The sequence below is a fragment of the Cellulosilyticum lentocellum DSM 5427 genome, assembly GCF_000178835.2.
GTDB lineage: Bacteria > Bacillota > Clostridia > Lachnospirales > Cellulosilyticaceae > Cellulosilyticum > Cellulosilyticum lentocellum.
Genome location: NC_015275.1, coordinates 1,291,789 through 1,316,774, shown reverse-complemented (window position 1 = coordinate 1,316,774; position 24,986 = coordinate 1,291,789). Strand labels below are relative to the sequence as shown.

Below are 24,986 nucleotides of genomic sequence, written 5' to 3'. Positions count from 1 at the left end.
TTCTATTTTTTAGTCCAAAATTTATTTTTTATTTTGCATATAATAAAGACCTCGTCCATATATATGTAGTAGGACATCTTATTTTAAAAAGGAGGGTCATTAATGTCTAGTCCTAAATTCATGGTTATCAAACTCAAAGATCTTAGAATTCCAATCCTCATTTTCTTAGTTGTCATTGCTTTATTTGTTTTCTTACTAATAAAGAATAAGACAACACAAACTTTTGCTCCGTCTGATACTTATCAAGATGGTAAATACATAGCTGGCATCACATTATCTGATGCCCAAATGGATTTAGTAGTAGAAGTAAAAGATCATACTATTTCTTCTGTAGCTTTATCTGGCTTAGATGAATCATCAACTACGCTTTATAAAGATCTAGTATCTGGTATTGATTATGTAAATACTTATATTACTACTACCCAATCCTTAGAGCTACCTTCTAATGCTAATACTTCTTCTGCAACTAATATGTTAATGGATGCAGTTAAAGTAGCATTATCAGACAATGACAACGCTTCTATTACCTCTACTTATGAAAAACTGGATTTAACACCTTCAGCTGCTTCAACTGGAGATAATGCTGAAGAAGATATTTTTGTTGATGAATTCGCAGACGATACTCTATTAGATAACACAGCTACTACAGATAATATCGTAGTTCCAGACAATGCTGAAGCTGCTACTTCTAACAATGCTGACACTAACACTAGTGTCGATGCCAATGTTAGTAATGATACGACAGCTAGTACCAACTAATTCTTATCCTTTTAGTAAATTTATCTAATAAAAAAGCGAACTTAATGGTTCGCTTTTTATTATTCTTATATTTCGCTTTATTATTCCTACGCTTTATTATATTTTTTACTCATTTCTTGTCATTTATTGTTGTTAATATAGCACTTTTTACTTTTCTTGTTACAACCTCCCCCTTTTCTAGTATTTTATGACTATTATTTAGTTTTCCAAATTATGTTTGTGTTAAAATAGTTATGACGACTTAAGGGAGGTTTAATCTATGAAAAAAACTAAGCATCTTAACTACACTTTTTCTATTAAATATAAACTTATTATTATGTTTATATGTTTTGCACTACTTCCTTTGTTTATTCTAGCTATTGTTTTTACTTCTGCTTCTAAAAATGCACTGAGTGCTACTAGTAGTAAACTCACCTTAGAGCTCGTTAAACAAGCCGCTAGTAATTTAGACACCTATACTAAGGATGTAGAAAAAAATGTTACACAATTTACTATTTCTGATTTATCTCAAAGTGGTTTATTAAGAGATTATCACTCAGGTGATGTTAGAAAACAAACTAATGCCCTTGAAAAGATTCAATCACAAATTGTATATTTTCAAGAACTGGACCATAATGTTTCTAATGTTTATATCACTTCAACTAAAACAAAACTTCCTATTGGTAAAATTCCTTATTTAACTGAAGATGAAATCAAATTATTAGGAGAGACTGTCCAAACGGGAAGCTTTACTTGGACTGCTACAGAAAATACACCAAATGATCATATGGTAGTTTTCCAAACCTATACTGACTTTGATCATAATGCTCAATATACAGTATATGTAGATGTTAACTTAAAGAGTATTTTTGATTATTTAGGTAATATGACACTTCTAGATAATTCTCTCATCTTCCTTGTAGATGAGAATAATGAAGTGCTTTATACTTCCAATGATAGTGTCTCTCACTTAAATGACTCTATTACTAACAATCTTTCTAGTGAGTCCACCTTAGGTTCTTTTAACCAGACAATCGATTTATCAAACTATTTATTCTCATATGCTAGTCTTTCTAATGGTTGGAAGGTCATTGTACAAGCACCTGAAAAATCCTTAACTTCACAACTTAATACAGCTATTGTCATGGTTATTATTCTTGTTATTATTACTATTTTACTTGCAATTGGTCTTGGTTATCTATTAGCCAAGCGTCTTTCAAATCCAATTATTCACCTAATGGGATTGATGAAAAAAGCTGAGAACGGCGACTTGACGGTTATCGCTCCTGAAAAAGGCCGTGATGAAACAACCCAACTATGTAAGAGCTTTAATCTTATGATTGCTAATATGAGCAAACTTATTAACCAAACTCAGCAGGTTATTGTACATACCTTAGATACGAGTAAAATTCTTTCACGTTCTACTTCAGAATCTGTAGAAACCTTTACTCAACTTGCTGCTTCTATTTCTGATATTGCAGAGGGTACTACTCTCCAAGCTATGGATGCACAAGAAAGTAATACAGGTATGATTACGCTTGCTGAAAGTATGCAAACTGTTACCAATAAAACTAATCACCTTTTAGAAAATACTGAGGGTGCTAAAACAATGATGGAAACTGCTGCAACAACTATGGATACTCTTACTGCTACTATGACTAATTCTATGCAAATGTCTTCTCATATTCGCGAAAGTATGAATGAATTAAAAACTCTCAACCAAAATATAGAGGACATTATGAAACTCGTAGACAATATCAGCGAAGAAACTAACTTACTTGCCCTTAATGCTAGTATTGAGGCTGCCAGAGTTGGTGAAGCCGGTAAAGGCTTTGCAGTAGTTGCTAATGAGGTTCGTAATCTAGCTGATCAATCTAAGCATTCTACCCTCAATGTACGTGATACGTTAAATACCATTGCTAATAAAATGAATGAAACTACTCAATTAGTAGAACAGTCAAATACCATCATTAAAGACCAATCAACTGTTGTTTCTGAAACTTATCAGCTTTTCTTTAATATTATTGACATTCTTAAACAAATGAATAGTGAGCTTAAAGATATTAACTCTAGTATCAATAGCATGCAGTCTTTAAAAGAAACGATGGTTACACAAATTAACAGTATTGCTACTATTACTCAAGAGTCAGCTGCTTCTACTGAGGAAGTAAGTAGTTTAACAACTACTCAACAAACTGTTATTTCTGACCTGTCTGATTTAGCAAATTCCTTAAAAAATAATATGGAGACACTTAATCAAGCTATTCAAACCTTCAGGGTCTAGTAGATTATACTAATCAAAAAAGTAGTGCACCACATGAAGCAATGTCATTAAGTTAAGATGACGAAAAAAGATCTCTATACCAATCAAATGGTATAGGGATCTTTTTTTGAAAAAGTAGTTGACAAGACAAAGAAAATGTGCGGCCGCTCTCACTACTGATTGAATAAAGAGGTAGTGAGAGCGGCCCTTGTAATTAAAGGAAACTTAGTTACAAGGAGGACACATATGAAACCCAAACAAATTAAAAAGCTTTTAGTAGATGAAATCCAAAAGTTAGCTGACAATCCGCAAGATTATTGTACCAATCCAGGTAGTGATTTTTTACGCAAAAGAAAATTGCCCATGAATAAAATTTTAGCTGGAATTATTGGAATGGGAAGTGGGAGCCTTACAAACGAATTATTAGATCTATTTGGTGCATCTGCAGATACACCCACTTCTTCTGCGTTTGTTCAGCAGAGGAAAAAGATAAAGCCCGAAGCGTTTAAGAAGATATTTGACGGCTTTTCAAGTAAACTTATAGATAACTTTAATGAAGATATGCCCATACTTGCTGTTGATGGGTCTGATGTACAGATTCCTACCAATCCTGATGATTTAAATTCATTTCATTCTGGAAAAGATGGAAGAAAATCATATAATCTTCTGCATATAAATGCATTGTATAATATAAATTATTCTATTTATCATGATGTGATAATACAAAAATCTAAAGAAAAGAATGAACATAACGCTCTACAAGAAATGGTTGATCGTTCTGAAATTCCTAAAGCACTCGTGATAGCTGATAGAGGTTATGAATCTTTCAACAGCATGGCTCACATTCAAGAAAAAGGATGGTTCTTTCTTATTCGTGTCAAAGATGGAATTAATGGTATAAAGAATGGATTGGATTTACCCAAAACAGACTGTTTTGATATTGATATTTCTTTAAAACTTACAAGAAAGAAAACGAATGCAGTCAAAGAACTTTTCAAAGACAAAAATCATTATCGAAGTGTTTCTTCAGCCCAACCGTTTGATTATTTACCACTTAAAAACAAGAAATCTGAACCTGCTAAATTCTATGAATTACACTTCCGAATAGTGAGATTTCCTATTTCAGAAACTTCCTATGAAACAATAGTTACAAATCTAAATAGTGAAAAGTATCCTCCTGATGAGGTAAAAAAACTGTATGCTTCTCGTTGGGGGATTGAAACATCTTTTCGAGATTTGAAATATACGATTGGAATGTTAGATTTTCATTCAAAAAAGGTGATGTGTATCCAACAAGAAATCTATGCACATATGATAATGTATAACTTTGCAGAAATGATTACATGGCACGTAGTCATTGAAAAAAAGCAAAGAAAGCATACATATAAAGCAAATTTCTCAGTTGCAGTGCATATGTGTAGGTTATTCTATCATGGAAAAGCAACATCACCTGATTTAGAAGTCATAATCGCAAGAAATCTCATTCCTGTACGGCCTAATAGGCATAGGGAACGAAACTTAACTATCAAGCTTTTTCATGGCTTCCTTTATAGAGTAGCATAAATCTTTGTAAAAGAATATAAATTTTGAGGCAGATGCAAATCTGTCTATTTGTGGTACCTGGAAATAGAAAAAGAAGCTGAAGAAATAAATCTTCAACTTCTTTTCCTAGGGATGCGTTTCTATCACAATGTTAACTTAATGACATTGCCACATGAAGTGCACTACTTTTTATTTATCATTAATTATTTTGTATTTCTTTGCTCAATAAAAGCTTTAATAACAGCTACACTACCTTCTATTCCTAACATACCACTATCTATACATAGTTTATAGTTAAAGCTATTTCCCCATTTTTCACCTGAATAATAATGATAGTAATTAGCTCTTGTTTTATCTATCTTATTTAACTGCGCTTCTGCTTTTTCTGGTGGTAATTGATATTCTTTTATAGCGCGTTCTAAACGAACAGGTAGATCTGCATGAATAAATATATTAACTACACTCTCATCATCTCTTAAAATGTAATCTGCACATCTTCCTACAATAACACAAGACCCTTCATTGGCAAGAGATTTGATGACTTCAGTTTGTGCTATAAATAACTTATCATTAATAGGGAGATCTAGGGTAGGTGGTACGTGATTGCCAAACATATAAGCTCCTGTTACCACAGAATATAACAAGCTACTTGCTGCTGTTTCATCTACTTTGTCAAACACTTCCTTACTCATACCACTTTGCTTTGCGGCCATTTCTGTAACTTCTTTGTTATAAAAGGGAATGCCTAAATCTTTAGCCAACTTTTCACCGATTGCCCTACCGCCACTTCCATATTGTCTATCAATGGTAATAATCACTTTTTTGCTCATGGCCATTCCTCCATTCAACTACTTCTTCATTTAATATGCATTAGATGATTGCAGTAGCATTTATACTTTGTAGAATCTACTTTACATTATTATAAAACATTTTTCCAAAATAATCAAATTTGTACTCTATTGTATATTGTATTCTTGCCTATTTAACCCTCTACACAAACTCAATAAATAGTAAGAGGCTGACATGAAATAATGCTTCAACACAAGATGTGCTCTAGCCATTCAATTACTAGATACACCATCTTATATTTGATATCATGTTTCACGTCAGCCTCTTATCTTTATTTTTCTATTTCATTAATAGAAGCATGAATAACATATTCACCTGTTAAGCTGTAATAAATCCACTCTGCTATATTGGTAATATGATCTGCTATTCTTTCTAAATACTTAATAATCATAATGTAATGAAGTCCACTTCTAATAAACTCCTTATCAGCTACCATTTCATCCCTTATTTCTTTCCAAACCTTCCAGAAAGCTTCATCAATCTTATCATCTGCTTTACAAATATCTTTGATATCCTCTATGTTTTTAGTTGCAAAAGTATTTAAGGCTCCTGTTAACATCTCTTTAGCAGCAACAGCCATTTTTTCAATATGGCGTTGGTAGTTAACTTCCTCACTCCATTTATCCTCTTTAAGCTTAATGCTATATTTACAAATATCACAGCATTGATCTGCTATTCTTTCTATATCCGTTACAATCTTAACCACTGATAAGATAAAACGAAGATCTCTTGCAATAGGTTGTTGATGGGCAATAAGTATGGCACATTCTTTTTCTATCTCAAGTTGTATTAAATCTACCTTGTCATCACTATCAATTACTTTTTGTGCTAATGTATGGTCACCATGAATCAAAGAATTAAGTGTATCACTAATCATTTCTTCTGCAGCATGGCCCATTTCAATAATACGTTTGTTTAATCCTTGTAACTGCTCTTCATATACTATTCTAGATGGCATTTTCCTTCTCCTTTACTGATTGCTCTCTGTTTTTTATTAGTGGCTTAGCCAAATCTACCCGTAATATAGTCTTCTGTCTTTTTATGAGCTGGCATATTAAAGATTTTGTGTGTATCATCCACCTCAATTAATTCCCCTAGTAAAAAGAAGGCTGTACGGTCAGAAATTCTTGCTGCCTGTTGCATATTATGCGTTACGATTACAATTGTGTATTGTTTTTTTAGTTCACTAATTAAATCTTCTATTTTAGAAGTAGAAATAGGATCAAGAGCAGAGGTTGGCTCGTCCATTAATAATATTTCTGGACGCATAGCGATGGAACGTGCTATACAAATTCTTTGCTGTTGTCCCCCAGACAAGCTAATGGCATTTTTCTTAAGCTTATCTTTTACTTCGTCCCAAATGGCTGCTTTCTTTAAGCTATCTTCTACAATTTCATCTAATTCTGATTTTTTCTTAATACCTTGCATACGTGGTCCATAAGAAATATTATCATAAATGCTCATTGGGAATGGATTAGGCTTCTGAAATACCATACCTACTTTTTTTCTAAGTTCAATCGTATCCATACCAAAGATTTCTTGACCACGATAAGTAATAGACCCTTCTACCTTAGGTGCTGCAGCCAAATCACTCATACGGTTAAAGATACGTAATAAAGTAGATTTACCACAACCTGAAGGCCCAATAAAAGCAAGTACTTCATTTTCGATAATATCTAAGTTAATATTTTTTAAAGCTTTAAAGTCACCATAATAGAATGATAAATCTTTAATACTCATAATTGTTTCCATAGTCTTTCTCCTCTATGATTTGACTTTACTTAATTTATATCCAATAAAGTAAGTAAGTAAATTTAAAAGTAAAATTGTAATCAGCAGTACAACAGCTGTGCCGTAAGCTTCGTCGAAAGAAATACCTTCTTTAGCCAATAAATATAAGTGAACAGCTAAAGTTCTACCTGATTCCATCGGGCTTTCTGGAAAACGATACATCGTTCCTGCTGTTAAATAAATGGCTGCTGTTTCTCCTACGATTCTTCCTGTCCCTAAAACAACACCTGTTAAAATACCAGATAAAGCATTAGGGAGTACTACTTTAATAATGGTTTTAAACTTAGAGGCTCCTAAGGCAAGTGAACCTTCTCTATAGCTTACAGGTACAGTCTTTAGTGCTTCTTCTGTCGTTTTTACAATAGTAGGTAATACCATCATAGACACAGTAAGTGAACCCGCCATAATAGAGATACCTAATTTACATTGTGTTAAGAAGAAAGCCATCCCGAATAAACCAAATATAATCGAAGGAACAGCTGCCAAACTTTCTGTTGCAAAACGAATGGCATTTACGAACTTGCCTGGCTTTGCATACTCATTTAAGTAGATAGCGGCTCCAATACCAATGGGCCCTGAAATAAGAAGTCCAATAGCTACCATGTATAACGTTGAAACAATTGGAGGAACTAGTTTGCCAAAGTCAATATGCGCTATACCTTTAAACACAATGTAGCCTATAATCCAACCTAACATAATAATAGTTATGGATGAAATGGCAAGTAATATAACTTTTATCAGACTTTCCTTATGTTTTCTTTGCATTATCTAGCTCTCCTTTCTGCCCTTCGAATAAACTGCGTAAGTACTAAATTAATTGCCATAATCAGTACGAAAAGCACCATCCCTGTTGCAAATAGTGCTTGCTGGTGAATGCCTGTTGCATATCCCATTTCCATTGCAATATTAGCGGTTAGTGTTCTTACTGGATCCATAATACTACTTGGGATAAGTACAGAGTTACCTGCTACTAAGATAACAGCCATAGTCTCGCCTAACGCTCTACCTATACCTAGTACAATTCCTGCCATAATACCAGATTTAGCTGCACCTAATTGTACTTTGAAAATATATTGAAATTTAGAAGCCCCTAATCCTAAGGCCCCTTCCTTATATTCATTTGGAACAGCTCTAAGACTTACTTCTGTCATTCTTATCACTGTAGGTAGTAGCATAACTGCTAAAATCAGCATTGCTGCTAATAAACTACTACCACCACCTATACCCCCAAAAAGGTCATTCAGGATGGGTACAATTACCATCAGACCAAAGAATCCATAGATAACAGATGGTATACCAGCAAGTAAGTCAATTGCCGCTGAAAACACCTTAGCCACTTTTTGTGGTAAGACTTCTACTAAAACAATTGCTGTACTCACACCAACTACAACCCCTATAAGAGTTGCACCTAATGTAGCATATAAACTTGCTACTAACATTGGATAAATACCAAATATTTTTCCTGATGGATTCCACTTCTTACCGAATAGGAAATCCCAAATACTCACTTCTTTAAAGAAAGGTACTCCTCCTACTATAATATATACTGCCATAAATCCAACTACTAAAATCATGATGGCTGCACATAACCAAAACACTCTTTTCATTAATTTATCCATGTACTTCATCTACCTTTACTCGTTTATAGATTACTATTGATTAATTGGAATATATTTTTCTGCTATAACGCTTTGACCTTCTGCTCCAACGATATAATCTAACAAAGCTTTTGCCTCATCACTTGTATTATTTGATGTTAAAAGAAGTAATGGTCTTGAAATCATATATTCATTCGCTAAAACTGTTTCAGCACTTGGCATCACACCATCTACTTCTACTAGTTTTACTGTTTCATTCCTATAACCTAAAGAAATATAGCCAATTGCATTTTCTTTGGAAGCTACTGTGGCCATAATACTACCTGTACCTTCACTTACCAAAGCTCTGTCAATAATAGTAGAAGCTTTATCAGTTGTTAAAAGACCTAATAATTCTTCAAAGGCCCCTCTTGTACCTGAACCTGCTTCTCTTGTTACCACAATAATATTCTCATCTTTACCACCTACTTGACTCCAGTTAGTGATTTTACCTTCATAAATATCTTTAATTTGCTCTTTTGTTAAATTCGTCACTTCATTAGTTGTATTAACTACAACTGCAATGGCATCATGAGCAATAACTGTCTCTGTTAAACCAAGTCTTTTTTCTTCTTCACTTAGTTCACGTGAACTCATACCCATATCTGCAGTCCCATCTGCTACAGCTTTAATGCCTGCTGATGAACCATTTCCTTGTACTTCAATATTAGCATCTGGCACGGTTTCTTTATATTTTTCTGCTAATTGTTCCATCGGTTCTGATACTGTTGTAGAACCTACAATTGAAACTTTAGGTCCTTTTGAACTACTGCTGCCACAACCTGTAAGCGCCATAGTCCCAATCATTACCCCTGCTATACATAGAAGTAATTTCTTTTTCATAGCTATATGCCTCCTAAAAATAATATATATCTTAGCCAATAATGTTTTGTAAATTTGTATCCCTATATTACGCCCCTAATGTTTAATTTATGTTGGAACAATGTTAAATCTATGTTAAATAGGCCTAGGCTTACCCACCCTAGACCTACTTCATTCATTTATTTAGTTATTGGGGATAATAACAATTTATAAGATATTTTAGGAGTAAATATTTTGAAACATTAGCAATGTTTAAGTATATTAGCGTATTGCTTTATTAGTTGTTACTTTGTTTAAATATTATTGAATCATTACTTCTCTATTTTTTATGTCCATATTAGCTTATCTACTTCAACTCTTAAGCTATTCATTACACTACTATTTTATAGAGATATACTTATCACTCATAATCTTTTGACCTTCGTCACTTACGATGAAATCAATTACTTCTTGTGCTTCTGCTTTGATACTTGGTTGTGCTACTAAGATAAGAGGTCTTGAAATAGTATAGCTACCTGCTTTTACATTATCTACTGTACATTCTACGCCATCAATTGCCACTGCTTTTACTGTATCATCAAGGTACCCTTCTGAAACGAATCCGATAGCAGCATCCTTTGTTGCTACTGTAGCCATAACTGCACCTGTACCTTCTGAAACTAAAGCTGTTTCTACAATAGTTGAAGCTTTGTTTTCATCTAATAATTTAAGAATTTCTTCAAAAGCACCTCTTGTACCTGAGCCTGCTTCTCTTGTTACTACGATAATATCTTTATCTACGCCACCAACTTCGCTCCAGTTAGTAATTTTTCCTTCAAAGATATCTTTAACTTGATCCTTTGTAAGATCTGCTACACCATTGCTTGGATTAACTACTACTGCAATTCCATCATAAGCAATTACTGTTTCTACAAGTCCTGAGCCTTTTTCTTCTTCACTAAGTTCTCTAGATGCCATCCCAATATCTGCTGTTCCATCAATAGCAGCTTTAATACCTGCTGATGAGCCATTTCCTTGTACTTCAATATTGTCTGGAGACCCAGTAGCTTTATAAGCTTCTACTAATTTTTCCATTGGTTCAGCTATGGTTGTAGAACCTACGATTGATATTTTTACACCTTTTCTTGTTGCATCTGCTGAACTAGCTTCTGGGCTAGCTTCTGCTGATGTAGCTGGTGTAGTACTGGCTTCATTTGTTTTATTTTCATTTCCTGTGTTAGCTGAGCATCCTGCAAACATCATAGTTCCTAATGTTAGAGCCGCAAAGCAAGCTAAAAATTTTCTTTTCATTTTTAATTCCCTCCTGGAAAGCTATAGGTATTATAGCTGTTTTTGTTTTTGTTTTTTCTGTACATCGATATGATATTATTACAATGTTCAATTAATATTTGGTTTAGGTTAAGAATTTGTTAAATAATATTTTTAAGCTCAATGATCCCTTCTTCATCACTTACTAATTGATTCTACTTACTTGGTATACAGCTTATCTATATTGGTGTACAATAAGAATACGAAATGAGTATTTTTAGAGGAGAACATTATGAAAACATTTGAACTAATTGCTACTTCTACCTTCGGACTTGAAGCCATGGTACGAAAAGAAGTAGAAGATTTAGGTTATGAAATAAATGCTGTGCAAGATGGCAAGGTTGTTTATACTGGAGATTCAGAAGCTATTGTGCTTTCTAACTTATGGCTTCGCAGTGCTGACCGTGTACTTATTAAAATGGGAGAATTCAAGGCCACTACTTTCGTAGAACTTTTTGATAAAGTTACTGCACTTCCTTGGGAAGCTTGGATTACACCAGATGCTAAATTTACTGTTAATGGTAAGTCTGTTAAGTCGAAGCTTTTTAGTATCTCAGACTGTCAAGCCATTACTAAAAAGGCAATTGTTAAACGCCTTAGTGAGAAATATAAAATGGATTGGTTTCCTGAAACAGGGCCTTCTTATACGGTACAAGTTTCTATTTTAAAAGATGTGGCTACCTTAACTATTGATACAACTGGCCGTGAAGGTCTTCATAAGCGTGGCTACCGCGTAAGCAATGTAGAGGCCCCTCTTAAAGAAACCATGGCAGCTGCCCTCTTGCAAATTAGCTACTGGCAAAAAGGACGTATGCTTTACGACCCTTGTTGTGGTTCAGGTACTTTCGCTATTGAAGCTGCTATGTTAGCTAAAAACATTGCCCCTGGCCTTAACAGGCAATTTGCTTCTTCTTTCTGGCCACAAGTACCTAAAACCCTTTGGGACGAGCTTCGTCAGGAAGCGAGAGAAGCCATTGATCAAAAAGGTAATCCTATTATCTACGCTTCTGATATTGATAGAAATGTCATTAATAAAGCTAGAGAAAATGCGGAAGCTGCTGGTGTTGGTGAATATATTCAGTTCTTTGCCAAGCCTATCCACAAAGCTACCTTGCCACATGGTGATTATGGCATTGTCATTGCTAACCCTCCGTATGGTGAGCGTATTAGTAATCTGTCGCAAATTGAACAAATCCATCGTGAGCTTCGTCGCTTAATCGATAGCAATCCAACTTGGTCGCTTTATGCTATTACCTCTGTGGATACCTTTGAACGTGATTATGGTAAAAAAGCTAATAAAAAACGCAAATTATTTAATGGTAATTTAAAGGTTGATTTCTATCAATACTTTGGTCCAAAACCTCCAAAGGATGGAGAAAATTTTAAAGAAATATCTAATAACTAACAAAAAAGTGCAAATATAATCGGCTAGTTGCGCTTTACATTTGCACTTACAAATATCAAAAGGAGCTGTTGCACATTTTATTGCAACAGCTCCTTTGCTTATATGGCTTATCTTATCATTTTTCTTTCCTTAACTTCTCCTATTACTCTCACTTTTCAATGAAGACATTGTCTTATGATTATCTCACTCATTTTCCTTATTCAATATAAGACGAAAACATGTCCCTTCTCCTAATTCACTACTGACTTCAATCTTAATTTCATAAAGCTTTGCAATATGCTTAACTATAGAGAGCCCTAGACCAGTTCCACCACTTTGTCTTGAACGTCCTTTATCTACTCTGTAGAAGCGCTCAAAAATATGTGGAATACTTTCCTCTGGGATGCCAATACCACTGTCTCTAATCGTAATGATTTGCTGCTTACTATTTTCCTGAGTTGTAATAATAATAGCACCATTGTCTGTATATCTTACTGCATTTCCTAATAAATTCATCATCATTTGAGTCAAGTGGTCCTCACTCATATTTTTAATGACTAAAGATTGCTCCTCATTAAATACTATTTTAACAGATTTTTTATCAGCTTGTTCTTGAAGCAAACTCATGCAATTTTCAATGACACTTGCAACCTTCACATCACCATATTCTTGTTTATCCATATTTTCGATTTCAGATAGTAATAATATATCTTGGATTAAGCGATAGAGCCTTTTGGTCTCAATGTCAATAATATTTAAAAAGCGATAAGCGACTTCTTTATTTTCTATAGCTCCAGCTTGCAAGGTCTCCACAAAACCTTGAATACTTGTTAAAGGAGTCTTTAACTCATGAGAAACATTACTTACAAATTGATACTTCATTTCTTCTAATCCTCTAAGCTGCGTTACATCTTTTATCAGCAATAAATATTCATATACTTTACCAGATCTACCTACAGCTACCATCGTAATATAGACAATGTATTCTCCTATCTTTAATTCAATCACTTGCATTTTATTAGTTTTAAGCCCTTCAGTAACAAGTTTAACGAACTGTTCTTCTCTTAGCAAATGCGTAATGTGGCAATTGTTAGGTATATTTCCTTTTAACCCTAGTAGCTTTCTAGCCAATTCATTAGTTTCATCAATATACCCCTTTTTATCAATAACAATAATGCCTTCTTCTAAAGAAGAAAACATACTTTCTAATTTAGCTTTTTGATGCCTTAGTTTTCTGATAGTTCCACTTAATTCATCTCCCATATAGTCAAAAGCATGGGCTAGATTTTGTAGTTCTTCTATATCATAATCTCTTAGTTGATGTGTATATTGGTCCTCTTTAAACTTTTTAGCATCCTCAGTTAAAGCTTCAATAGGGTCTGTAATCTTTTTAATAGCACCTTTTAAAACCACATAAAGGACAAAGCTTATGATGCCCGCTATCACAAAAATGTGGTAAATCATACGATTCACCTCACCTGCTGCTAAACTGATTCCAGCTTCATTCATTAGTCTACTACCCATTAAGGTGGCTTCCGCCGCCACTGCAATAACAAGTATCCAAATAGCCGTTAAAGTAGGCCAAATGATTTTATTTTTCATGCGCTACTCCTTTACAAACCTATACCCTACGCCACGAACAGTTTCAATATACTCTCCTATGCCATAGGCTTCAAACTTGGCTCTTAGATAACGAATATGTACATCTACTGTACGTGTTTCACCATAATAATCATATCCCCATACTTTATCCAGAATAACTTCCCTTGTTAAAACCTTTCCTTTGTTACTCATAAGTAACTTAAGAATTTCAAATTCTTTGTAGGTAAGTTCTATGGGTTCATCTTTAAAAGTAAGTAAATGGCTTTCTATATCTAACTTTAAGTCCTGATGTACTAAAAAATGATCTTCCTCTGTTTTTTTAGTCGGCACTTCATTTCTATCAGCTCGGCGCAGTATAGCTTTTACTCTAGCCACTAACTCTCTTACACTGAATGGCTTGGTAATATAATCATCTGCTCCTAGCTCTAATCCCAATATTTTATCAATTTCTTCTGCTTTAGCGCTCACCAATAAAACAGGTACACACCCTAACTGTTCATGATTTCTAAAGATATTAAGTGCAGTGATACCATCCATGCCAGGAAGCATAATATCTAATAAAATTAAATCAATAGGGCTTTCCCCTATACTTTTTTGCATTGCTTCGACACTTGTATAAGTAGATACTATAAAACCATTTGCTTCTAAATTATATTTGATGAGTTCTAAAATATGTTCTTCATCATCAATTACAACAATATGTTTCTTATTCATTATCTCACCCTTTTATAATCATTTTAAGCATTATTGGCTAATATACTTTCTTTTACTATATTACAAGCTGCAAAAATTATAAAGTAAAATTTACATACACTTTTTTATTTTTGTCTGGATATACTAAGCTATATAAAAAGAAATTTTACTTGAAATGACTTTAAGGGGGATCTTATTATGCCAACATTACTGACTAAACAAGAACTAGAAAATCACCTCTATGAATTTCATCAGCTACTTCAAAACTTTGATTATTCTTGTATCAAAAATGTTACCTTTCTTAACTTAGATGCCTTTTTTGCTTATATGGAAAATGTAGAAGGCAATCCTTTTGAAAAACATTATGAAGCACTTCAAAAAAAATTAGATGCCCTCCAACCTTATTTACCCTTTGTTTCTTCTAATAGGGCCAATGAATTTTTAGAGGCTCTTAGTCATACTCAAAATGACGATGAAGTAAAACAAATAAAAGTGAACTATACCAAAATTTTAAGAGATGATTTTATTAAATTTTCTAGAACTGTCACGACAGATGAAGGCTGGAATCATGTCATTAATACGTGTGAAGAAATTAGGCTTAGAAAAGAAGAAATGCTCCTTGCACTTCATTAACTTCTATAAGATAATATAAGTCATGAACTTATATTATCTTTTTTGTTATTTTTACTTAAGTAAGGAGATTTTATGCAAAAACAACGTTATAGAACTCTTAATACCTTTTTACGAGAAAAACATGGTACTAAGGTGATTAAACTTTCCATAGATGGTGGTTTTACTTGTCCTAATAGAGATGGTCGTATTTCTTCTAAAGGCTGCTTATTTTGTAGCGAACGTGGTAGTGGTGACTTTACTTTTTCAGATGAACATTATATTACCAAACAACTTTCTATGGCTACTGGATTACTTTCAGTTAAATGGGGAAATGCCACGAAATATATTGCTTATTTCCAGGCTTTTACTAATACCTATGCACCTTTAGAGGAGCTTAAGCAAAAATATGAAGAAGCCCTTGCTTTTCCTGGTGTCGTTGGACTTGCTATTGCCACTAGACCAGATTGCTTAACTGACGAAATCATTGCTTATCTAGGTGAACTAAGTACGCGTACACATCTATGGGTTGAACTGGGCTTACAAACTATTCATGAACCCACTGCTAAGCTCATTAACCGAGGTTATTCTTTAGACATATTTTATACAGTCGTTCAAAAACTAGCTACTTATTCTATAGAAACTGTTGTCCATCTTATTTTAGGGCTTCCTCATGAGACCAAATCCGATATGCTAGCTTCTGCTAGATATCTATGTCATTTACCATTGCAAGGTATTAAGCTGCATATGCTGCATATTTTAGATAATTCCCCCTTAGGCCACTATTACGAAGCTCATCCTTTTCCACTTCTGACAGAAGAAGAGTATATAGCGCTTTTAGGTGATATTATTACCTTGTTACCTCCCGACTTTGTTATTCACCGCTTAACAGGAGATGGTCCCAAAGAACATCTAATTGGTCCTCTTTGGACTAAAAATAAGCGTCATGTCCTTAATGGTATTACACGCTACTTGAATAAGCATGACATCTATCAAGGTAAATATTTAAACAAATATTGAGTTTACCCCACTTTTAAGATACAATAATAGTAAAAAGTGTGAGGAGGCAAGTTGTGAATATTAATCATGAAGACTTTACAGTCAATAAACTCATCGTACTCTATCTTTTATCGCAAGTAAAAATGCCTCTTTCTTTATCTCAAATGACACAAATAATTCTTGAAAGAGGCTACACAGACTACTTTTCGCTTCAGCAATACTTAACTGAGTTAGAAACTTCTAAGTTTATTACCATCTCCAAACAAAGTAATGCATCTTACTTTGAGATTAGTTCTAAGGGAGAAGAGGCTTTAGAATTTTTCGCTTCCCGTATTCCTGAATTCATAAGAAAAGAGTTAGATCTATTTATAGAAAACAACTGGAGAAAATTCAAAAGTGAATTAGATATTCATGCTGAATATACTCCTAATAAAACCAATGATTATATGGTTCATTGTAAGGTGACAGAAAATCACTCAACACTCATTGATTTAAATATAAGTGTTGGCTCTAAGAAACAAGCTATTGAACTCTGTAACAAGTGGAAGACAAATGCCACTGAACTTTATGGTGAAATTCTGCAATTGCTTTCAAAATAAAAGAGTAGCTAAGTTATTCCCTTAGCTACTCTTTTATTTTGCTTTTTTCTATCAACCATACTTTATTTATACGTTTCTGTTATCATACTCAATATTAAATTAAACCCTATTACTTTTAGTAAGATTTTATCTTTATTTTAGAAGAAAAGGCAAAAAATAAAAAACCTCTGAGCATCAACTACAATGGGCTTCAAAGGATTATTTTTAATTGGCTTATTCAATAAAAATCGGGGTGACAGGACTCGAACCTGCGGCCTCCTGATCCCAAATCAGGCGCTCTAGCCAAACTGAGCCACACCCCGTAAGAGCGCGAAACGGGACTCGAACCCGCGACCCTCTCCTTGGCAAGGAGATGCTCTACCAACTGAGCCATTCGCGCATAATCTCCATCGTCTTGTTATCCGACGAAGATTATATTATCATATTTTAATTTTAGTGTCAACCTATTTAAATCTGAAAACACACTATTTTTATTCATAATTCTCAATTGCCGCTATTTGTTTATCTATATGCCTTTTTAATTCTTTTGCATAAGTATATCGAGGTGTTACATTTCCAAAAAAAGTTTTAAGAACCTCATCAATATGACTCTGCTTTAGATCTTTATTAGGATCTTCTTCTTTTTGTTCAAGGAATACTTTATTGTCTTCTAAATGATTTGCCCCATAGTAAACTTGCTGTACCTCTTTTTCAATAGCTGATACTACCGTCATTGGCTTCGCTCTTGCTTCTACTTCTTTACTGTTAGCAAGCTCTTCTTCATTTAGTACATTTTCTACTAATACCTCTGTTATTGCTTCCTGATAACCTTCTAATTCTTTTTCTTCCGCTAAAAGTTCATTAATCTCAGCAGCTATTTCTTCTTGTAATGTGTTAATGGTCTCTTGATCCTTATTTGCAATAACTTCCCTATTTGGTAAGATTCCTGTAATTTCTTCTTTTTGTTTGTCTATAGGTATACTTTCAAAAGGAATACCTTCTTTATTTTCTACTGCTTCTATTACTTGGTCCCTATTAATAGTTCTAGGCGGTAATTCTATTTCTTGTATTTTTAAAGTACTGGCAATTTGCTCTAATTTTTGTGCTTTTGCAGCATTTATTGGTTTTCTAGGTGGTACCTGCTTTACTTCCTCTGCCTCTCCTTCATCGGTCTTAGTTAAGAACTGTCCCATGGTATGTAAGGTATTATAAATATCCTGTGTTACCTTAAGCTTAGGCTCTTTTGCACGTACCGACTTTGTACGATTTTCTCTAATTCTTTTAGTATGTGGAAATTCTAAGTCTGCAAATAAATCTTTCTTTGGAGTTGTCTGAAGAGAGTTACGTAGTTCAATTTCATCATCATCATCATCTAGCATAGATAATTCAAGCTTGCCTTGCTTTAAATAATATTTATCAGATTTATTCATGATTATCCCCCCATTATAAATCTCTAGTAACTCTTTGCTAGTTCATCTCTTGGATTTCCTCAATAATCTTCCAGAGTTCTTCTTTCCCTTGCTTTGTTTCTGAAGAAAAGCCTACTAATTTATCTTCTGGCATTAAGTTAAGACCTTTTCTAATCATAGATAGGTGCTTTTGAACTTGGCTTCTTTTAATCTTATCCATCTTAGTGGCTACTACAATCACTTCATTATGGTAATGCTTAATCCAGTCATACATCATTTTATCATTATTGCCTACCTCATGTCTAATATCAATTAATAAAATGATCTTCTTTAATTGTTCTCTTTTTTCTAAATAACCTTCAATGAGTTTTCCCCAACGTTCTCTATCTGTCTTAGAGACTTTTGCATATCCATATCCAGGCAAATCTACAAACATATACGTATCTTGCACATTATAAAAATTAATGGTCTGTGTTTTTCCTGGTTGTGAACTTGTTCTTGCTAATGCTTTACGGTTAAGCATAGCATTTAACAATGAAGATTTTCCTACATTAGATTTACCTGCAAAGGCAATCTCTGGCATATCATGTACTGGAAACTGAGACGAAAGTCCCGCTGTTATAATCATTTCTGCTTTTGTTACATTCATTTGATTTCTCCTATAAGCTTATGCAAAAACATATTGTAGCACTTCATCCATTGTATGAACAAAACTAATTTTCAAACCTTCTACAATATGATTTTCTAGCTCTTCTACATTCTTTTTGTTTTGGTCTGGCACAATAACATGCTTAATCTTTGCACGTTTTGCTGCTAATAATTTCTCTTTTAACCCACCAATAGGTAAAACTCTACCTCTGATTGTAATTTCTCCTGTCATTGCTAAATCAGCTTTAACTGGCTTATTTGTCAGTGCTGAAATCATCGCTGTAGCCATGGTAATTCCTGCTGATGGTCCATCTTTAGGTACTGCGCCTTCAGGAATGTGGATATGTAAATCATTTTTTACATAAAAATCTTCTGCTATACCTAATTCATTCACTTTAGAACGAATATAACTCATAGCTGCCTTGGCAGACTCCTTCATTACATTTCCCATCTGTCCTGTGAGTTCAAGCTGCCCTTTACCAGGCATACAATTAACTTCAATAGATAATGTATCTCCACCAACGCTAGTCCAAGCTAGTCCCCTTACAATACCTACTTCGGGCTCCTTATTCTTAAGTTCATAATCGAAACTAGAGCTTCCTAAATACTCTCCAAGCTTTTTAGGGGTTATTTGTATACTAGCTATATCTTGCTCAACAATTTCTCTAGCCGCTTTTCTACACACTTTAGCCAACATTCTCTCTAAACCTCTTACACCTGCTTCTTTTGTATAATGTTCAATTAAATACAGGATATTTGTTCTTGAAAATTTAATTTGCTTTTTATCTAAATGGTGTGCTTTCAGCTGATTTGGCAGTAAATATTTCATTGCAATCTCTAGTTTTTCAAGGCTTGTATAACTTCCCACCTCTATAATTTCCATACGATCTAATAATGGCTTTGGAACTGTCGATAAACTATTAGCTGTTGCTACAAACAAAACCTTAGACAAGTCTAATGGCAATTCTAAATAATGATCTTTAAAACTATTATTTTGTTTACTATCTAAGATTTCGAGTAAGGCTGCAGCTGGGTCACCTTTAAAATCACTAGCCATTTTATCAATCTCATCTAAAAGAATAAGTGGATTCATAGACTTAGCTTCAGAAATACCATAAACAAAACGTCCTGGTATGGAACCTACATAAGTTCTTCTATGTCCTCTTATTTCAGCTTCATCTCTCACACCCCCTAAAGAAATACGTACATCATTCCTTCCAGTAGCATGTGCAATTGATTTAGCTATGGATGTCTTACCTACCCCCGGTGGTCCAACTAAACATAAAATAGGTGCTGGAGACTCTTCAGCCAAGCTTCTAACGGCTAAATATTCTAAAACTCTTTCCTTAACCTTTTCAAGTCCATAATGTTCTTTATCTAGGATTTCTGCTGCTTTCTTTAACTGAATATTTTCCTTAGTATAATGATTCCAAGGAATATCCAAGACAGTCTCTATATAAGTTCTAATATTTCCGTTATCAGGTGAACTAGCCGGTGTATTCTTTAAGCGTCTTATTTCTTTTTCTATTTTTTCTTTAACGAACTCTGGAGTATTCTTTAACTGTTCATTATATTTATCAATATCTCCTTGAATACCGTCTTTATCACCTAACTGTTCTTGGATAATCTTAACTTGCTCTCTTAAAAAATATTCTTTTTGAGACTGATCTATATTTTGTTTCACTTTATTAAAAATTTCTTTTTGTAGTGTTAATATTTCTATTTCAGCTTCTAATATGGTAATGATCTTAAACATACGTTCTTTTATATCTAGACACTCCAAAATAGCTTGCTTCTTCTCTACCTCTAAAACAATATGACCAATAATAATGTCCATCATTTCAATACTATTCTTAAGCCCCAGTATACCATATAAGACCTCATCTGTAATACGTGGATTAATAGAAGCATACTTTTCAAATAACTCTGCAATTGTACGTATAAGTGCTTGTTCTTCTTTATCAGCTTCTATAAGCTTATCTTTTATAACCTCTACATCTGCACTCATATAAGTTTCATCTTGCAACGTTAAAATTTTCGCCCTAGCAGTTCCTTTGACAAGCACTTTAAGCTGATCTTCTCCTACCTTAACTGTTTGCTTAATTTCTACTAGGGTTCCAATTTCATATAAATCTTCTCGTTTTGGCTCATCTACATCTGCATCTCTTTGTGAAACAGCTAAAATCATTTCATTTTGTTTCATCGCTTCTTCAATAGCTTTTAATGATTTTTCTCTGCCTACATCAAAATGCATAACCATTTCTGGAAATATTGTCACTCCTCTTAAAGGAAGTACTGGTATATCTTTAATTTCTTTTTTCATCGCTCCACCCTCTAAATTGCCACTTACGTGTTAATCACTACGCATGTAATATTTCATTGGCTTTTTCAATAATCTCTTTATCAAATAAGGTACTAATAACCTCATCTATATCTTCAACAGGAATAATTTCTATATCTATTGTATCAAACACTTTTTGAATATTATCCTTAGGAATAAATACTTTCTTTACGCCAGCTTCCCTAGCTGCTAATAACTTTTCATAAACACCACCTACAGGACAAACCTTACCTTGTATAGATATCTCTCCAGTCATAGCAATATTCCCAGGTATAGCCTTATCAAAAAGTGCTGAATACAACACTGTAAATATAGCAATACCTGCTGATGGTCCATCAATTGGAATTCCCGAGGTAAAATTAAGATGCATTAAATATTCCTTTGTATTAACATTATAGCGCATTTTTAAAACCGTGAGTACATTTTCTACAGAATTTGACGCCATACTTTTTCTTTTAGAACTGCTTTGTTTCATATGCAGTTCTTCTTCTTCTATAATGCCAGTTACTTTAATCTCTGCCTGCTCTATTCCTGTTTTCTTAGTAACAGCTTCTATGCCTAAGACCATACCTCTATTAATCCCCATGACACCTAAACCATTTACTTTCCCTACTGCAGCTTTAGGATCTACTTTCTTTACAAGTCTAGGTACATACCTACCTGTTTGAATAACCCATTCCACATCTTTTTCCAAGATTTCTATTCGTCCTTCTTGATGTACTAAACTAAAAGAAGTCTGCAACATATTAACTGCATCCCTTCCATTATAAGCATACTGTCCTATAAGTTCCTTTGCTTCTCCTACAATGGTCATTTTTTCACGTGCTGCTACATTGTCTACAATGGCCCTAATATCATCATAACTTAAGTCTTTAAAGAAAATCTCTGTACACCTCGAACGTAATGCTGGTGGTATATCTTCCGGATTCCTAGTGGTAGCTCCAATTAATCTAAAATCTGCAGGTAAACCATTTTTAAATACATCATGAATATCTTTAGGAATATTTTCATCACTTTCAGAGTAATACGAGCTCTCCAAAAACACTTTTCTATCCTCTAGAACTTTTAAAAGCTTATTCATTTGCACTTGATGCAGTTCTCCAATTTCATCTATAAATAAAACGCCACCATGTGCCTTTGTGACTGCCCCAGGTTTAGGTTGAGGTACTCCTGCTGGACCATAAGCACCTGCTCCTTGATAAATAGGATCATGAACAGATCCCATTAGCGGGTCAGCAATACTTCTTTCATCAAAACGCAGTGTCGTTGCATCAATCTCTATAAACTTAGCATTTCTTTTAAATGGTGATCCAGGTGATTCCTTGGCAATATCCAATGCAATTCTAGCTGCCGCTGTTTTTCCTATTCCAGGAGAACCATAAATTAAAATATGTTGTGGACTAGGTCCACATAAAGCAATTTTTAAAGCTTGCAATCCATCTGCTTGCCCTATAATATCCTTTTCACTTTTCGGCCTTACCTTTTCAGACAATGGAGGTGTCAATGCAACTTTTCTTAGAGCTTGCATCTTCTCCCATTTTACTAAAGAATCTTTATAAATATTAGATTTAGATGTTGTTTGACTTTTAAGCTGTAGTAAGAAATACATCCCAATTACACACGAAAAAAATAATTGAACCCCAATTAATATACCTGATAACATACAGTATCCTCCTGCTTACTTTTTTCTACTTTACAAGTATTGCCAACAGTTACAAAAAGGATACCTATAAATCTATCATTCATTTAAGAGATCAGGGATAAATTAGGATGTTACTATCTCATTAATAAGGGGCTATTGCACATAAATGCAACAGCCCCTTATTATATTTTCATGAACACAGCTTAAGCTGATTCATTATTAGCTTTTTTATTCTTTTCTTTTGGTTTAACTTTATCATTATAAACCAATGTAGGTTCTTTGCCTTCTTTAATCACATCTGCATGAATAATAATTTTTTCTAAAGCATCTCCCATAGAAGGTGCATCATACATAATATTTCTCATCATAGTTTCAAAGATGGCACGTAATCCTCTAGCTCCAGTTTCTCTTTCAATAGCTAATTCTGCTACAGCTACTAAAGCTTCTTCTTCAAACTCTAACTTAATACCATCTAGTTCAAAAAGATGCTCGTATTGTTTTGTAAGCGCATTTTTAGGCTCTGTTAGAATTTTAATAAGTGCTTCTTTGTCTAAATTATTAAGAGATACAATGGATGGAATACGTCCTACAAATTCAGGAATAAGTCCAAATTTAACAAGGTCTTGAGGTTCGATTTGTTTAAAGAGTTCGCCTATGCTTTTCTCTTTCTTACTCACAATATTGGCACCAAAGCCCATGCTCTTTTGTCCTACTCTACGTTCAATGATTTTATCAAGCCCATCAAAGGCTCCACCACAGATAAATAGAATATTAGTTGTATCAATTTGAATAAATTCTTGGTGTGGATGTTTTCTACCGCCTTGAGGTGGTACAGAAGCTACTGTTCCCTCTATGATTTTAAGAAGTGCTTGCTGTACACCTTCTCCACTTACATCTCTAGTAATAGATGGATTTTCAGATTTTCTAGAAATCTTGTCAATCTCATCTATATAAATAATACCCAATTGTGCTTTTTCCACATCATAATTAGCTGCTTGAATAAGCTTAAGTAGAATATTTTCTACATCTTCGCCTACATAGCCTGCTTCTGTAAGAGAGGTGGCATCAGCTACAGCAAAGGGTACATTTAACATTTTAGCAAGGGTTTGTGCTAAAAGTGTTTTACCTGTTCCTGTAGGTCCTAAAAGTAAAATATTACTCTTTTGTACTTCTACATCGTTACTCTTACTTTGTTTATAAATACGTTTATAATGATTGTATACTGCTACTGCTAAAGCTTTTTTAGCATCTTCTTGACCAATAACATACTCATCAAGATGCGCCTTAATTTCTTTTGGCTTTGGCATATCTACCATATCATCATCTTCGTAACCAGCTTCAAGCTCCTCTTCTATAATTTCAGAGCATAACTCAATACATTCATCACAGATATAAACATTTGGACCTGCAATAAGTCTTTTTACCTGTTCTTGTGTTTTACCACAAAATGAACATCTTAGCTGTTTTGTATCATCAAACTTTGTTGGCATTCTGCACCTCCTTTGGGAACTATTTTGATGTAATAATATCGTCTATAAGGCCATATTCTTTTGCTTCTTCAGCAGTTTTCCAGTTGTCCCTTTCAACGTCATTATTAATACGTTCAATAGGTTGCCCTGTAAACTCTGATAACATACGGTTCATACGCTCTTTTGTTTTAATGATGTGCTGCGCTGTAATTTGAATGTCAGTTGCTTGACCTTTTGCTCCACCAAGTGGTTGGTGAATCATAACTTCTGCATTAGGAAGCGCAAAACGTTTACCTTTTGTTCCTCCTGCAAGTAAGAATGCACCCATGCTCGCTGCCATACCCATACAAATCGTTGACACATCACACTTAATATATTGCATTGTATCATAAATAGCCATACCATCTGTTATAGAGCCACCTGGACTATTAATGTAAAACATAATGTCTTTATCAGGATCTTCAGCTTCTAAAAACAATAGTTGTGCCACAATAAGGTTAGCTGTAACGTTGTTAACCTCATCACCTAAAATAATGATACGATCTTTTAATAGACGAGAGTAAATATCATATGAACGTTCTCCTCTATTGGTTTGTTCTATAACCATTGGGACTAAACTCATTCTAGTAGCCTCCTTCTCTCTTTTAGGATATATACCTAAT

Annotated in this window: 22 protein-coding genes and 2 tRNA genes; 7 read left to right on the top strand and 17 right to left on the bottom strand. The window is 33.9% G+C overall.

Going from position 1 to position 24,986, the window contains the following annotated elements; translation table 11 throughout:
- Positions 1–102: 102 nt before the first annotated feature.
- The 3 genes from CLOLE_RS05955 to CLOLE_RS21700 all read left to right on the top strand — a co-directional run bounded on the left by CLOLE_RS05955 (position 103) and on the right by CLOLE_RS21700 (position 4,564).
- On the top strand, positions 103–759 hold the full coding sequence (locus CLOLE_RS05955; RefSeq protein ID WP_013656173.1) for a hypothetical protein: 657 nt from the start codon (positions 103–105) through the stop codon (positions 757–759).
- A gap of 259 nt (positions 760–1,018) precedes the next feature.
- Entirely contained in the window at positions 1,019–3,022 is a 2,004-nt protein-coding gene (locus CLOLE_RS05950) for a methyl-accepting chemotaxis protein (protein ID WP_013656172.1), read from the top strand.
- Positions 3,023–3,247: 225 nt separating this feature from the next.
- Positions 3,248–4,564: an IS4 family transposase gene (locus CLOLE_RS21700; RefSeq protein WP_013656171.1), complete on the top strand. Its 1,317-nt coding sequence runs from the start codon at positions 3,248–3,250 to the stop codon at positions 4,562–4,564.
- A 182-nt stretch (positions 4,565–4,746) separates the two neighbouring features.
- Here CLOLE_RS21700 and CLOLE_RS05940 read toward each other — a convergent pair whose 3' ends face one another.
- The 7 genes from CLOLE_RS05940 to CLOLE_RS05910 all read right to left on the bottom strand — a co-directional run bounded on the left by CLOLE_RS05940 (position 4,747) and on the right by CLOLE_RS05910 (position 10,932).
- Positions 4,747–5,373: a cytidylate kinase-like family protein gene (locus CLOLE_RS05940; protein ID WP_013656170.1), complete on the bottom strand. Its 627-nt coding sequence runs from the start codon at positions 5,371–5,373 to the stop codon at positions 4,747–4,749.
- Between the two features lie 290 nt (positions 5,374–5,663).
- A complete protein-coding gene (gene phoU, locus CLOLE_RS05935) occupies positions 5,664–6,350 on the bottom strand; it encodes a phosphate signaling complex protein PhoU (protein WP_013656169.1) in 687 nt (228 codons plus the stop codon).
- A gap of 44 nt (positions 6,351–6,394) precedes the next feature.
- Entirely contained in the window at positions 6,395–7,144 is a 750-nt protein-coding gene (gene pstB / locus CLOLE_RS05930; RefSeq protein WP_013656168.1) for a phosphate ABC transporter ATP-binding protein PstB, read from the bottom strand.
- Positions 7,145–7,156: 12 nt separating this feature from the next.
- Positions 7,157–7,948 (bottom strand): phosphate ABC transporter permease PstA, encoded by a 792-nt coding sequence (gene pstA / locus CLOLE_RS05925; RefSeq protein WP_013656167.1) that lies wholly within the window; start codon positions 7,946–7,948, stop codon positions 7,157–7,159.
- Positions 7,948–8,811, bottom strand: a complete 864-nt coding sequence (gene pstC / locus CLOLE_RS05920; RefSeq protein ID WP_013656166.1) for a phosphate ABC transporter permease subunit PstC — start codon at positions 8,809–8,811, stop codon at positions 7,948–7,950. Before pstC ends, pstA begins: the two co-directional genes overlap by 1 nt.
- A gap of 24 nt (positions 8,812–8,835) precedes the next feature.
- Positions 8,836–9,663 carry a phosphate ABC transporter substrate-binding protein gene (locus tag CLOLE_RS05915; protein ID WP_013656165.1) on the bottom strand — a complete coding sequence of 276 codons (828 nt, stop codon included), beginning with the start codon at positions 9,661–9,663 and terminating at the stop codon, positions 8,836–8,838.
- Positions 9,664–10,020: 357 nt separating this feature from the next.
- Complete coding sequence (locus CLOLE_RS05910) at positions 10,021–10,932, bottom strand: phosphate ABC transporter substrate-binding protein (RefSeq protein WP_013656164.1); 912 nt, start codon at positions 10,930–10,932, stop codon at positions 10,021–10,023.
- 250 nt (positions 10,933–11,182) lie between these two features.
- On the opposite strand from CLOLE_RS05910, the gene CLOLE_RS05905 reads away from it, so the two are divergent.
- Positions 11,183–12,355: a THUMP domain-containing class I SAM-dependent RNA methyltransferase gene (locus CLOLE_RS05905; RefSeq protein ID WP_013656163.1), complete on the top strand. Its 1,173-nt coding sequence runs from the start codon at positions 11,183–11,185 to the stop codon at positions 12,353–12,355.
- A 183-nt stretch (positions 12,356–12,538) separates the two neighbouring features.
- Here the strand turns inward: CLOLE_RS05905 and CLOLE_RS05900 are convergent, their stop codons facing one another.
- Positions 12,539–13,936, bottom strand: coding sequence for a HAMP domain-containing sensor histidine kinase (locus CLOLE_RS05900; protein WP_013656162.1), 1,398 nt, complete (start codon positions 13,934–13,936; stop codon positions 12,539–12,541).
- A 3-nt stretch (positions 13,937–13,939) separates the two neighbouring features.
- Positions 13,940–14,650: a response regulator transcription factor gene (locus CLOLE_RS05895; RefSeq protein WP_013656161.1), complete on the bottom strand. Its 711-nt coding sequence runs from the start codon at positions 14,648–14,650 to the stop codon at positions 13,940–13,942.
- Between the two features lie 177 nt (positions 14,651–14,827).
- On the opposite strand from CLOLE_RS05895, the gene CLOLE_RS05890 reads away from it, so the two are divergent.
- The 3 genes from CLOLE_RS05890 to CLOLE_RS05880 all read left to right on the top strand — a co-directional run bounded on the left by CLOLE_RS05890 (position 14,828) and on the right by CLOLE_RS05880 (position 16,836).
- Entirely contained in the window at positions 14,828–15,262 is a 435-nt protein-coding gene (locus CLOLE_RS05890) for a hypothetical protein (protein ID WP_013656160.1), read from the top strand.
- 72 nt (positions 15,263–15,334) lie between these two features.
- Positions 15,335–16,258 (top strand): TIGR01212 family radical SAM protein, encoded by a 924-nt coding sequence (locus CLOLE_RS05885; RefSeq protein WP_013656159.1) that lies wholly within the window; start codon positions 15,335–15,337, stop codon positions 16,256–16,258.
- A gap of 53 nt (positions 16,259–16,311) precedes the next feature.
- Entirely contained in the window at positions 16,312–16,836 is a 525-nt protein-coding gene (locus CLOLE_RS05880; RefSeq protein WP_013656158.1) for a DUF4364 family protein, read from the top strand.
- Between the two features lie 227 nt (positions 16,837–17,063).
- Here the strand turns inward: CLOLE_RS05880 and CLOLE_RS05875 are convergent.
- The 8 genes from CLOLE_RS05875 to clpP form a co-directional block, all read right to left on the bottom strand.
- Positions 17,064–17,138: transfer RNA gene (locus CLOLE_RS05875), tRNA-Pro, on the bottom strand.
- 4 nt (positions 17,139–17,142) lie between these two features.
- Positions 17,143–17,215 (bottom strand) — tRNA-Gly (locus CLOLE_RS05870).
- 91 nt (positions 17,216–17,306) lie between these two features.
- Positions 17,307–18,245: a hypothetical protein gene (locus CLOLE_RS05865; protein WP_013656157.1), complete on the bottom strand. Its 939-nt coding sequence runs from the start codon at positions 18,243–18,245 to the stop codon at positions 17,307–17,309.
- Positions 18,246–18,282: 37 nt separating this feature from the next.
- Positions 18,283–18,873: a ribosome biogenesis GTP-binding protein YihA/YsxC gene (yihA, locus tag CLOLE_RS05860; protein WP_013656156.1), complete on the bottom strand. Its 591-nt coding sequence runs from the start codon at positions 18,871–18,873 to the stop codon at positions 18,283–18,285.
- A gap of 18 nt (positions 18,874–18,891) precedes the next feature.
- Positions 18,892–21,195, bottom strand: coding sequence for an endopeptidase La (lon, locus tag CLOLE_RS05855; RefSeq protein WP_013656155.1), 2,304 nt, complete (start codon positions 21,193–21,195; stop codon positions 18,892–18,894).
- A 37-nt stretch (positions 21,196–21,232) separates the two neighbouring features.
- Positions 21,233–22,876, bottom strand: coding sequence for an ATP-dependent protease LonB (gene lonB / locus CLOLE_RS05850; protein WP_013656154.1), 1,644 nt, complete (start codon positions 22,874–22,876; stop codon positions 21,233–21,235).
- 182 nt (positions 22,877–23,058) lie between these two features.
- On the bottom strand, positions 23,059–24,345 hold the full coding sequence (clpX, locus tag CLOLE_RS05845; protein WP_013656153.1) for an ATP-dependent Clp protease ATP-binding subunit ClpX: 1,287 nt from the start codon (positions 24,343–24,345) through the stop codon (positions 23,059–23,061).
- Between the two features lie 19 nt (positions 24,346–24,364).
- Positions 24,365–24,979: an ATP-dependent Clp endopeptidase proteolytic subunit ClpP gene (gene clpP, locus CLOLE_RS05840; RefSeq protein WP_256372395.1), complete on the bottom strand. Its 615-nt coding sequence runs from the start codon at positions 24,977–24,979 to the stop codon at positions 24,365–24,367.
- Positions 24,980–24,986 lie beyond the last annotated feature (7 nt).

Coding starts and splice junctions, on each gene's coding strand:
- CLOLE_RS05955 (WP_013656173.1), top strand. CDS start 103: ATGTCTAGTCCTAAATTCATGGTTATCAAACTCAAAGATCTTAGAATT.
- CLOLE_RS05950 (WP_013656172.1), top strand. CDS start 1,019: ATGAAAAAAACTAAGCATCTTAACTACACTTTTTCTATTAAATATAAA.
- CLOLE_RS21700 (WP_013656171.1), top strand. CDS start 3,248: ATGAAACCCAAACAAATTAAAAAGCTTTTAGTAGATGAAATCCAAAAG.
- CLOLE_RS05940 (WP_013656170.1), bottom strand. CDS start 5,373: ATGAGCAAAAAAGTGATTATTACCATTGATAGACAATATGGAAGTGGC.
- phoU (WP_013656169.1), bottom strand. CDS start 6,350: ATGCCATCTAGAATAGTATATGAAGAGCAGTTACAAGGATTAAACAAA.
- pstB (WP_013656168.1), bottom strand. CDS start 7,144: ATGGAAACAATTATGAGTATTAAAGATTTATCATTCTATTATGGTGAC.
- pstA (WP_013656167.1), bottom strand. CDS start 7,948: ATGCAAAGAAAACATAAGGAAAGTCTGATAAAAGTTATATTACTTGCC.
- pstC (WP_013656166.1), bottom strand. CDS start 8,811: ATGAAGTACATGGATAAATTAATGAAAAGAGTGTTTTGGTTATGTGCA.
- CLOLE_RS05915 (WP_013656165.1), bottom strand. CDS start 9,663: ATGAAAAAGAAATTACTTCTATGTATAGCAGGGGTAATGATTGGGACT.
- CLOLE_RS05910 (WP_013656164.1), bottom strand. CDS start 10,932: ATGAAAAGAAAATTTTTAGCTTGCTTTGCGGCTCTAACATTAGGAACT.
- CLOLE_RS05905 (WP_013656163.1), top strand. CDS start 11,183: ATGAAAACATTTGAACTAATTGCTACTTCTACCTTCGGACTTGAAGCC.
- CLOLE_RS05900 (WP_013656162.1), bottom strand. CDS start 13,936: ATGAAAAATAAAATCATTTGGCCTACTTTAACGGCTATTTGGATACTT.
- CLOLE_RS05895 (WP_013656161.1), bottom strand. CDS start 14,650: ATGAATAAGAAACATATTGTTGTAATTGATGATGAAGAACATATTTTA.
- CLOLE_RS05890 (WP_013656160.1), top strand. CDS start 14,828: ATGCCAACATTACTGACTAAACAAGAACTAGAAAATCACCTCTATGAA.
- CLOLE_RS05885 (WP_013656159.1), top strand. CDS start 15,335: ATGCAAAAACAACGTTATAGAACTCTTAATACCTTTTTACGAGAAAAA.
- CLOLE_RS05865 (WP_013656157.1), bottom strand. CDS start 18,245: ATGAATAAATCTGATAAATATTATTTAAAGCAAGGCAAGCTTGAATTA.
- yihA (WP_013656156.1), bottom strand. CDS start 18,873: ATGAATGTAACAAAAGCAGAAATGATTATAACAGCGGGACTTTCGTCT.
- lon (WP_013656155.1), bottom strand. CDS start 21,195: ATGAAAAAAGAAATTAAAGATATACCAGTACTTCCTTTAAGAGGAGTG.
- lonB (WP_013656154.1), bottom strand. CDS start 22,876: ATGTTATCAGGTATATTAATTGGGGTTCAATTATTTTTTTCGTGTGTA.
- clpX (WP_013656153.1), bottom strand. CDS start 24,345: ATGCCAACAAAGTTTGATGATACAAAACAGCTAAGATGTTCATTTTGT.